This window comes from Paraburkholderia sp., assembly GCF_026225065.1.
In the GTDB taxonomy this organism is placed as follows: Bacteria; Pseudomonadota; Gammaproteobacteria; order Burkholderiales; family Burkholderiaceae; genus Paraburkholderia.
This window is the reverse complement of sequence record NZ_JAMFSB010000167.1, coordinates 1-9,965: the sequence shown is the minus strand read 5'-3', so window position 1 is coordinate 9,965 and position 9,965 is coordinate 1. Positions and strand designations below refer to the sequence as shown.

Genomic DNA, 9,965 nt, shown 5'->3' with positions numbered 1-9,965 from the left:
CCCGGTCCGCCGAGATACAGCTCACCCTCGGCGCCTCGCGCCACCGGCTCCATCCGATCATCGAGCAGGTAGATGTGGGCGTTGGGCAGCGGCGCACCCAAGGGCAAATCGCGGCCGGGCTGCGCCGCTTGCGCGAGAGCGTGCATTGCGATGCCGACCGTCGTTTCCGTCGGCCCATAGTGATTGAAAATGCGGCAGGTAGGCTCAAGCGCGCCGAGGCGTTCGAGCAACGCGGCAGGCGTAGCCTCGCCGCCGACAATCAGTGCGTGCGCCGGCAGAACATCGCGAGGACGCGATGCAGATAGCAAGGCGGCGAGGTGGCTCGGCACGATCTTCAGTACACCGATCCGGTGCTCCGCCATATAGCGTGCGAAGCCGTCTGGATTGAACGCGAGGTCCTGTTCGAGCAGATGCAGCGTACGTCCTGAACACAGCGCGCCGAACAGCACCGTGTGGCCAAGATCGGCGGCGGGGGTCGAGACCATCGCAAACGACGCGTCCGCGTCGACCTGCAATGTCGCGAGCATCCCGTGCACGTAGTTTGCGAGGCCGCCGTGGGTAACGATCACGCCCTTCGGTTCACCCGTCGAACCTGAGGTGTAGATCATGTACGCTGCGCGGTCTGCGTGCGGTGGGCGGCGTGAACGCGATGCGGGTTCGGTCGAAGAGATCCGATGCGCTGACGAAGCTGGCGGGTCGTAGTGCAGCGTGAGGGTCGAGATCCGCGACGCGATGTCGGCCAAGCCAGCAGGCAAGGCACTTGCGTGGAGCAACACGACTGCGCCGCTGTCTGCGATCTGCGCAGCTATCCGTGCAGGCGGCATCTGCGGATCGAACGGCACCCAGGTTGCACCGGCCTTAAATGCCGCCAGCATGCCAAGCACCTGCACGATCGAGCGGCTGGCCAGCACGCCAACACGCGCTTCATCTCCTGTGCCGAGCACGTCGAGTTGGGCCGCGAGCGCTTCTGCTGCGGCATCGAGCGCGCCGAATGTCACGCTGCGCTTGCCGTCGTAGAGAGCGATGCGTTCTGGGCAATCTTTCACGCTGGCATCCCACAACGCCAGCACGTCTTGCATGACGTCTGTGTCCTGTGTGGCAGTGATGTCCTGAACGCCGCGCACATCTTGCATGGTAGTCGCCCCGCAATGCGTCGGATTCGCAACCGCGCTCGCAGCATGCTGCTCCAAAGGCACATCGGGCGCCTCGCCGAGTTGCTCCGCCAACTCAGTAAACAAGCCCGCAAAACGCTCAGCAAACGCGGTATCGAGCACTGCGTCGTCATACGCGAGCAAGCAGTCAATCGTCTCGCCGGTATGGGTGAAATCAAGCGCAAGATCGAAATGAGGTGCGTCGTTCAACAACACATGAAGCCGCGCGTCGAGCGGTGCGAACGCGGCCTCGACGAACGGCTGCTGTTCGGTCAGCTTGACCTGAAACAGCGCCGCCCCGTCGCTCGCGCGATTTGGTAACAGCCCGCTAACGAGGCGGTCGAATGGCACATCCTGATGTTCCTGCGCAGCCAGCACGGTTTCGCGTACGGCATCGACGAGCGCGCCGAAGTCGCGATGCGCGTTCATGCGCGTGCGCATTACCTGAAGATTGATGAAGTAACCAATCATCGACTGCGCTTCGGGACGCTTGCGCAGTGACATCGGCGCACCAACCCGGATGTCGTCCTGGCCACTCAGACGCTGCAGGACGACGTTCAGGACTGCGAGCATCGTCATGAAGAGCGACGCGTGCCGGGTTGCGGCAACGCGTTTTAGCACCGCTGTCGCGGAGGTAGAAAGCGAGAACGTCAAACTACGTTGGCACCCAGCAAGACTCGCGACGTCTGCAACTGCGACCGCAGCGCCTGAAGCAGGTCGCGCAAAGAGTTGCGCAGCGGCGGCGGGGTCGCCATCCGCAGCGAGTTGAGTACGCCAGTACTCGAGCTGGCGCGCAAGCGTGGCGGCATCGAGCGTGGCACGCTCCCACGCGACATAGTCCGCGTGCTGAAGCTGAGGCTCGGGGCCGGACGATGCCGCAACCGGCCCGGCCAGTTGCGCACGATAGGCGTCCGCCAGCGACGTAAGCAACACGTTCACCGACCAGCCGTCGGCGATGTTGTGATGGAGTGCAAGCAACAAGCGATGCTCGCGCTCACCGGTGCTGACCAGGTGAGCGCGCAGTAGCGGTCCGTACTCCAGATCGAAGGGCCGTCGGGCTACCTGCTCTATCAGTGCGTCGAGCACAGCCTCACGTTGCGTAGCGGGCGAGCTGGCTTCGAGTCGCGTCACGGGTAAAAGCACGCGCATGTCGCGCTCGATGACCTGCAAGGGCTCACCGTCGTCGCCGAGCGTGAAATGGGCACGCAGGATCTCATGGCGGCGTACGACGTCGTCAAACGCACACTGCAAGGCGTCCAGATCCAGGTCGCCCGTCAGATGCAGTTCGCCGCTCATGTTGTAGGCGGCGCTCGCGGGGTCCTGGTGCCACGTCAACCACAGGCCTCGCTGGGCGTCGGAGGCGCACGTCCGCATGCGCTGGTCGTCAGGGAGTCGCGCTACCACCAACTCCGGCGACACCGCTCCTTGCGCGCTTTTCTGCTCGATTAGTGCAGCGGCATCCTTGAGAACAGGCACGCCAAAGACATCGCGCGGCGTGTACTCGATCGCCCAGCGCGCCCGCGCAGCAGCGGCCACCTGCACCGCCGCGAGCGAGTTGCCACCGAGTACAAAGAAACTGTCTTCACGAGCGGGGTACTCTTGCGACAAGCTCAGTGCATCACGCCACAGCGCCGCAAGCTCCTGTTCAAATCCCGTCAGTGGCGCCAGCAGCGCAGACGCAGCAACGGCAGCGCCACCATCAATCGCGGCAGTGGCCTCAACCCGCCGTCCCTGCACAAAATTAGCATAGGCATCAAGCGAGCTCTGCTCCCAACCGCGCACGCAGGCCGCACGTTGCACCTTACCGCTCGACGTCTTCGGCAACCCGCCCGGATTCAGCAGCACAACGACACTCGCCGGTTCACCGCAGGCAAGCGCGACCGCTTCGCTCAGCGCAGCGGAAATCGCCTCTGCCGGCGCGAGCTTCTGCATGTTGCGCGACACTTCCGCAGCGATGCCAATGCCTTCCTGACCTTCAATCTCAACCGCAAACGCCGCCACACGGCCGCGACGCACCAGATCGACCTCGCGCTCGAGCACGAGCTCAAGATCTTGTGGATACAGATTGCGCCCACGCACGATCAGCAGATCCTTGATGCGCCCCGCGACGTAGAGTTCGCCCTCATGCAGAAAGCCCAGGTCGCCGGTGCGCAGCCAACGTGCACCGTCGCGTTCGACGAACGTACGGGCGCTGTCCTCGGGCCGGCGCCAATAGCCTGCCGCCACACTTGGACCACGCACGAGAATCTCGCCGATCTGCCCCGCGCGAAGTTCGACGCTGCTCTCGCGATCGACGATCGCCACCGCGTGACCGCTCACGGGCGTGCCACATGAGACGATCGGCACGCCATCGCCGTCACCTTCGCCTTCGGCACGACCGGCTGCGAGTCCAGTTGCAGAGAATGACGGCGCACGCACGCCACTGCCCGGTGCAATGCCACTGACATAGAGCGTAGCTTCCGCCAATCCATAACACGGAAACAGTGCGTGCGGATCAAACCCTACGCCCGCGAAGCGCCCAGCAAACGCATCCATAGTGGCCTTTCGAACGGGCTCCGATCCAGAGAATGCGAGACGCCACGAGGACAAATCTAGCGCAGCGCGCTGCTCTTCGCTGACGCGATCCGCGCACAACCGGTACGCGAAGTCAGGACCACCCGAGATCGTGCCGCGATGGCGCGCGATTGCTTCGAGCCAGCGCACCGGCCGCTCGAGAAAATACTGCGGCGACATCAGCACCAACGGAATCCCGCTAAACACAGGCTGCGACAGCGTACCGATCAGACCCATGTCGTGATACAGCGGCAGCCAGCTCACAAACACGTCGTCGTCGCGAACGTCGAGGCCTTCGCGGATGGCCAGCTCGTTGGCCCACAAACTGCCGTGCGTGACCATCACGCCCTTGGGCGCCGATGTCGAACCTGAGGTGTACTGCAGAAATGCGACGTCGGACGGCACGGCGCGATACGGCTCGAAGGCGCTCGATGCGTCGCTGCCCAAATCGAGCGTGTCCACCGTCACGATTTCGGCGCGCGGTGCGATCTTCGCAAACGCATCGCGCAGTTTGCTGGCAAGCGCAGCCGTCGTCAGGATGAAGCTGGCTTCCGCATCTGCTGCGATCGACTCAAGGCGCGAGAGACGTTGTCCGCGCAACGACTCGGGCGGGTATGCCGGTACTGCGATAGCGCCCGCGTAGAAGCAGCCAAAAAAAGCAGCGACGTAATCGACACCGCTATCCATCAGGAGAAGCGCACGCGGCGGGATATGGGTTTGCGCATCCGGCGCGCCCTCCACCCCGCGCAAGACTGCGCCTATCGTCCGCGCGCGCCGGTCCAGCTCCGCATAGTCGTAACGGTTCTCACCGCCGGCATCGAGCGTCACCAGCGCGGTGTCCGTCGCGCGCGATACGCTCAATGCGTGCAAGCGTTCGATCATGTTCTCAGTCATTTCACCATCTCATGTGACACGCCGCGCCCGCTGCGGCGATCCGGGCAATGCGTCACCCACTCGCTCAATCTTCGCCGCGTTCAAGACGCTCACGGCATTCGCGTTCGTGCTCGGTCTCACCCGGATGCCGGTGTTCGGCGCCATGCCGGAGCGCGTGCGGCGCAAACGGGCTCTCCGACGTCGCAGGTACATGGGGGTGCCAGTGGCGCTCCTGTCTGCCAGAATCTGACCCATACAGCTTGTCCAGGCGCGTTTCCTGAGGCGGCTGCGCATGAACGTCCTCAGTCACGGCGGTCACTGAAACAACCGGCGCCGCATAGGCGAGCGCCCGAGCTGTGGCCTTTTCAAGCTGACGCTTGAGAAACGGACAACGATCGTCGGCGGGCAGGTTGGCGTCGTCGAGGAAGTACTGCTTCCACTCCAGATTGCCAGGATCGCCGTAGAAACCGAGATCGGGATGCGCGGGAATCGCGTCCCACGTTTCGATGCGTTTGCGCACCTGATTGCGCGCCTCACGACCGATCACCTTATTGGTAATGGTGTCGACGAATACGCTGCGCGGCTGAAACAGCAGCACCATGCCAGGCCCCAGATTACGGCTATGCCGCTGGCGGAACGACGGGCACGCGCAAACCACGAAGGTCTCGACGCCGGCAAACGAAAATTCCCAGTCTTCGTGCGATGGATCTGGCTGGGCGTCGGCATGCGGATCGGGGTCGACATCGTGCAGGTGTTGCAGAATGCTCCAGAACCAGTCGTGATACGCCGCGTGTGTGAGCGGCTCGCGATCGGGTTCGAAGAACACCGCAATGTTGTTCTTGCGATATTGCGGCAGCGAGACTAGCTCCGCGAACGTTTGCATCGTCGCGGGCAAATCGCGAGTGTCTTGGTCGTTCACATACGAATAGAACATCTCGCCGCGTTTCTCGGCCATCGTGCCGAAGAAGCACGGATAGGCCGGATCCATCACATGTCCGCACATCGTGTCATATGACGCATCCAGCCATGCAGGAGGATTTGCCGCCGCACCGGTCGCGCGGCCGGCAATGATCCGGCTTTTCCAGTCGCCGGGATTGAAGCCGTCGCTGGGCAGCACGTCTTCGCGCCGGTTCGGCGCAAGCGGTTCGGCGAGCTGCACGGCATCCATCACGGTTCCCTCGTTTGAGCGCATCTTCAATGTCCTTTGTCGTCACACATCTGCATCGCGCAGTGGCGAGCGGCTGACACACGTTCTCGCGGACGTGTGTCAGCTGCGATATCGGTTTGCGGGGGGAACCGGCGCCCTTGTCCCGGGCTTTCCGGCGTTTACAGTGCGCGGCAGCAATACGGTCACGAAAGAACCGTACGCGCCCGCGTACGATGCTCAGGCCTCGGCCTTTGCGTCCAGTTCGGCGACCAGCGCCTGCACCCAATCGTCCGGGATGATCGGCTGGTGATAGGTGCACTCGCCCGAGACGACGGTCGAGCCGTGCAGACGGCCATCGGGGATCAGCACCATGTCGCCCTCGTTCATCTTGAGCTGCATGCCGACGTTGCCCCAGAAAAGCATTTCGCCTTCCTGAATGGTCACGAGACGATGGTCGTTGTGGACGTGCGTGGTCGAGCACATCTCATGCGGCTCGACGAAGGTCTCACGGTCGATGCCAGGGCACTCCGCATCGATACGCGTGCTGATGCGATGCGCGAATTCGACGTAGCGGCGAATCGACGAAAGCCACAGCAGTTGTTCACCAAGGTCCCAGCGGGCCCGCTCGGCGAGACGCTCGGCAGCCGCGGCGCCTTGCAGTGCCTGTGCAAACGCGGCGCCGCCGAACTCACGCTCGATGCCTTGCAACGCCTGCGTGAAGCGCGTCACCAGTTCGGTCTTGCGCTCAGCCGCGTCGCTGCGACGGCGCCCGGCAGGCTGAAGGTGCGCACAGGCGCGCTCGAGCGCGAGACCGAAGGCCAGCCACTCTGCTTGTGCCGCGAAAGCCGCGCCGACAAGTGCGAACGCACGATCCGGCCGGCGTCCCAGCGCGTACAACAGATTGCACTTCGCTATGCTCGTTGGCAGATAGAACTGCCAGTACGCATGCTGCTGGCGCGTCACGCCACACGCACCGGCCACACGCTGCAGCAGCGCGTCGTCAGGGAGATCGCCTTCCAGCGTTGGATGCAACTCAGCTGGCAGCATGTCGAACAGGCCACTTGCGGCAGCTTTTGCCAGCGCGCGCCGCTTAGACGGCGCCAGCGCCCAGCGCTGGACCATGATGAAGCGCAGCCCTTCCTCGAGGTAGTCGTTGCGCATCAGGCGTTCGAACGTCGTGCTCCAGAATGCGGTTTCGTCGTCGACAATCCGCGCAAGACGTCCGGCCGCCGCAGCCGCATCCGCTTCAATGCCGTGGTCCTGAGCGAGGTACTCGAATGCATACGCCTCGAGGAACGGCGCGAGTTGTGCGCCACGCACCTGGACATCGTCACGATAGAACTCACTGAAATGCTGCCACTCCGCTGCTTCAGCACTGCGCGGCAAGCGCGCGATGCCAAGTTCATAGATCGATAGCAGCGTGCGGTTCGCGGCCAGCGATGGCAGACGGCTCACATTGTGTTGACGGACCGGTTTGGCGAACTTGAGGAACTCGAAGTCCTCGGGGCGCAGCGGACGCCGATGGTAATCGTCGTCGAGTAGCAACTCGTCGACAGTGGCGCTGCGAAACGAGTGAGCGGCGGCGAACTGCTTGATCAGCTCTACGTACTGTTCGCTTTTGCCGGCGAACGGCGCAAAGTCGAATAGCAACGGCGTAGCTTGCGTCATAGCGATATTTCCTGTGAGTGACTCGGGAGTGCGCTGCGCGACGGGGTCGGCACAGCATGCACAGCACACCTCACGAATGGCTGGCGGATAACAAATGCGGCAAACGCAACAAACCCGGCAGACACACTGCCGGCTCGACATGCTGAATACAAATACGAATGATTATCATTTATATAAAATTAGACATGATGCCCAGTCTTGTCAAGTTCTTTCAGGCCAACCTACTTCTAAAGCGACGCCTTTTCACGAGCACTACGCACGCACGACGCTGCGCGCAAGACCCAGAGACCAGCGCGCGGCCACGCCGTGAAGCGGAGCCGCGCATTTCGTGCAACCGGCAAGCGCGATGGGATTCGCGCACGCCTCGATTGGCCACGTTCAGAAATCCGTCCGCACCGTCAACATCAGGTTGCGCCGGTCGCCGAACTGGCTAAAGAACGTTCCGGGCGGACGCACGTAATATTCGCGATTGAACACGTTGTTCAGCGTCAGCGAGGTGTCCACGTGCTTGTTGATGCGATAGCCCACTTGCGCATTGAAGATCGCGTAGCCGCCCTGCTCCACGCCGCGGGTAATCGAGCTTTGCGCCAGCATCCCGCCGCCCACCGTCACGCCCTTCAGGAGTCCTTGCGAGAGGCGGTAGCTCGTCCACAGCTTGAACAGATGTTGAGGGTCGGTGCCGTCCGAGTAATTGGCCGTCTGGTTTGTGAAGCTTTCGTTCAGCAGCGTGTAGCCCGCATACACATTCCAGTTCGGCAGCGGTTCGCCGGTGACTTCGAACTCGAAGCCCTGGTCACGCGCCCCACCTCCCGCGATCGAACCCGTCGGATTGTCGGGATCCGTGATCGCAACATTGTTGGTGTTGATGCGGAACAGAGCAGCCGTCGCACCGAGGCGTCCGTTCAGGAACGTGCCCTTCAAGCCGGTTTCGTACTGGTCACCCGTTGCCGGCGGCAGCGCCCCGCCGGTAAAAGTGGTTGCCGTCTGCGGCTCGAAAATCTTCGAGTAGCTGACGTACGCGCTCAACCAGGGAACGATGTCATAGACGAGTGCCGCCGACGGCAAAAACTTGCCATTCATCCGCGCTTCCGTGCTCCAGTCGGATACGGTCGGCAAGATGGTCTGCGACTCTTCATTGAAGAAAGTTTCGCGCGCACCCAGCACGAGCGTCAACGGCTTGGCGAGGTGAATCCTGGCCTGCGCGTAGACGCCGTATTCCTCGGTCCGGATGTTGGAGCCAAACGTGAACGGCACGCTAACGTTCGGCACTGAATCCGGATCGAAGACGTTGTAGTCACCGTCGGCGAATGGCCCCGTGAGGGAGACAAAGCCGGATTTCTCAGTCTCGTTCTGCAGCGAGTAGTTCGCCCCGACGGTCAACGTATGAGTCTGGCCGAACAGATTGATCGGGCCCGACACATGGGTATCGGCGCCGAACCAGTCGTAGGTAATGCGCTGCCGTTGATCGCCGTAGGACGAGAGGCCGTCATCGGTGACGCCCGGGCCGGAATAGGCGTAATCCGACGATTGCAATTCATGGCGGTAGAAGACCGTGGTCGACGACTGCCAGTCGTTCTCGAAACGGTGCGTCAGGTTGAGATTGGTTTCCGCTAGCGACGTGTAGCTGTAATTCCAGCTCGGGCTGAAGTTTTGCGAGTACGAACTCGGCAGCCGCGTGCCGGAGTCCGTTTCGCCGATACCATAGTCGAAGCCCGACACCGGATTGACCTCATAGGCCGCCGACAACGACAGCGTTGTGCGCGGGTTGAAATCGTAGTCGAGCGCGCCGTAGACCATGAACTTCTTTTCGCGCACGCCGTCGACCGATTGCAGCCCATCGCTGCCCACGATCACCGCGCGGCCACGCAACGAGCCGTCCTTGTTGAGTGGGCCGGTCACGTCGACCATCTGGCGTACGGCGCCGAACGAATCGATCTGCGTCTCGGTTTCCAGATGGAAAGTGGCCTGCGGACGCTTGCGCACGAGGTTGACCGTGCCGCCGGCATCGGTCGGATCGGCGGCACCCGTCATCACGCCTTCCGGACCGCGGAACACTTCAATGCGGTCGTACATGGCCAGATCGAACTGGGTCTGGTACTGCAACCCGCTGACAACCGACACGCCATCGAACTCGACACCCAGGTTATTGCCGCGTGACTTGTAATAGGCCGTGCCATCGCCGTAATTCAACGCTTCGACGCCCGTGACGTAGAGCAGCGCGTCCTGGATCTGCGTCATGTTCTGGTCGTCCATGCGCTGACGCGTCAGCACCGAGACTGAAGCCGGAATCTCCTGCAGCGGTTGCGCTACGCCCCCCGCGACCGTCGCATTGCGGGCCCGATAGGAGCCGCTGTCCTCGGTGGTGGCGTCGGCGTCGCTCGTCACCGTAACGGCCGGCAGCACGCTGCTGTCGCTCGTCGTGCTCGCTGGCGTCGATTGCGCCCGAGCGTGCCCGGCCCACATCGCAATCAGCGAAATCGCCACCGGCGTCAGCCGGGACTGGAACAAGCGAGCTTTGGCTCGCCGCTTACTACGACTATGGTCCGTGGTTGTTTTCATCGTGGCTGGCAAAT

The 9,965-nt window shown here is 62.6% G+C and carries 4 protein-coding genes; all 4 read right to left on the bottom strand.

The window, feature by feature from the left end; translation table 11 throughout:
- Window positions 1–4,598 (bottom strand): AMP-binding protein (locus M0954_RS12420; RefSeq protein WP_297353511.1); only part of this gene is annotated, 4,598 nt, incomplete at its 3' end.
- A gap of 64 nt (window positions 4,599–4,662) precedes the next feature.
- A complete protein-coding gene (locus M0954_RS12415) occupies window positions 4,663–5,745 on the bottom strand; it encodes a YqcI/YcgG family protein (protein WP_367279512.1) in 1,083 nt (360 codons plus the stop codon).
- Between the two features lie 216 nt (window positions 5,746–5,961).
- Window positions 5,962–7,392 carry a peptide synthetase gene (locus M0954_RS12410; protein WP_133894084.1) on the bottom strand — a complete coding sequence of 477 codons (1,431 nt, stop codon included), beginning with the start codon at window positions 7,390–7,392 and terminating at the stop codon, window positions 5,962–5,964.
- A 378-nt stretch (window positions 7,393–7,770) separates the two neighbouring features.
- Window positions 7,771–9,900: a TonB-dependent siderophore receptor gene (locus M0954_RS12405; RefSeq protein WP_297353509.1), complete on the bottom strand. Its 2,130-nt coding sequence runs from the start codon at window positions 9,898–9,900 to the stop codon at window positions 7,771–7,773.
- Between the last annotated feature and the right edge of the window lie 65 nt (window positions 9,901–9,965).

Coding starts and splice junctions, on each gene's coding strand:
- M0954_RS12410 (WP_133894084.1), bottom strand. CDS start 7,392: ATGACGCAAGCTACGCCGTTGCTATTCGACTTTGCGCCGTTCGCCGGC.
- M0954_RS12415 (WP_367279512.1), bottom strand. CDS start 5,745: ATGGATGCCGTGCAGCTCGCCGAACCGCTTGCGCCGAACCGGCGCGAA.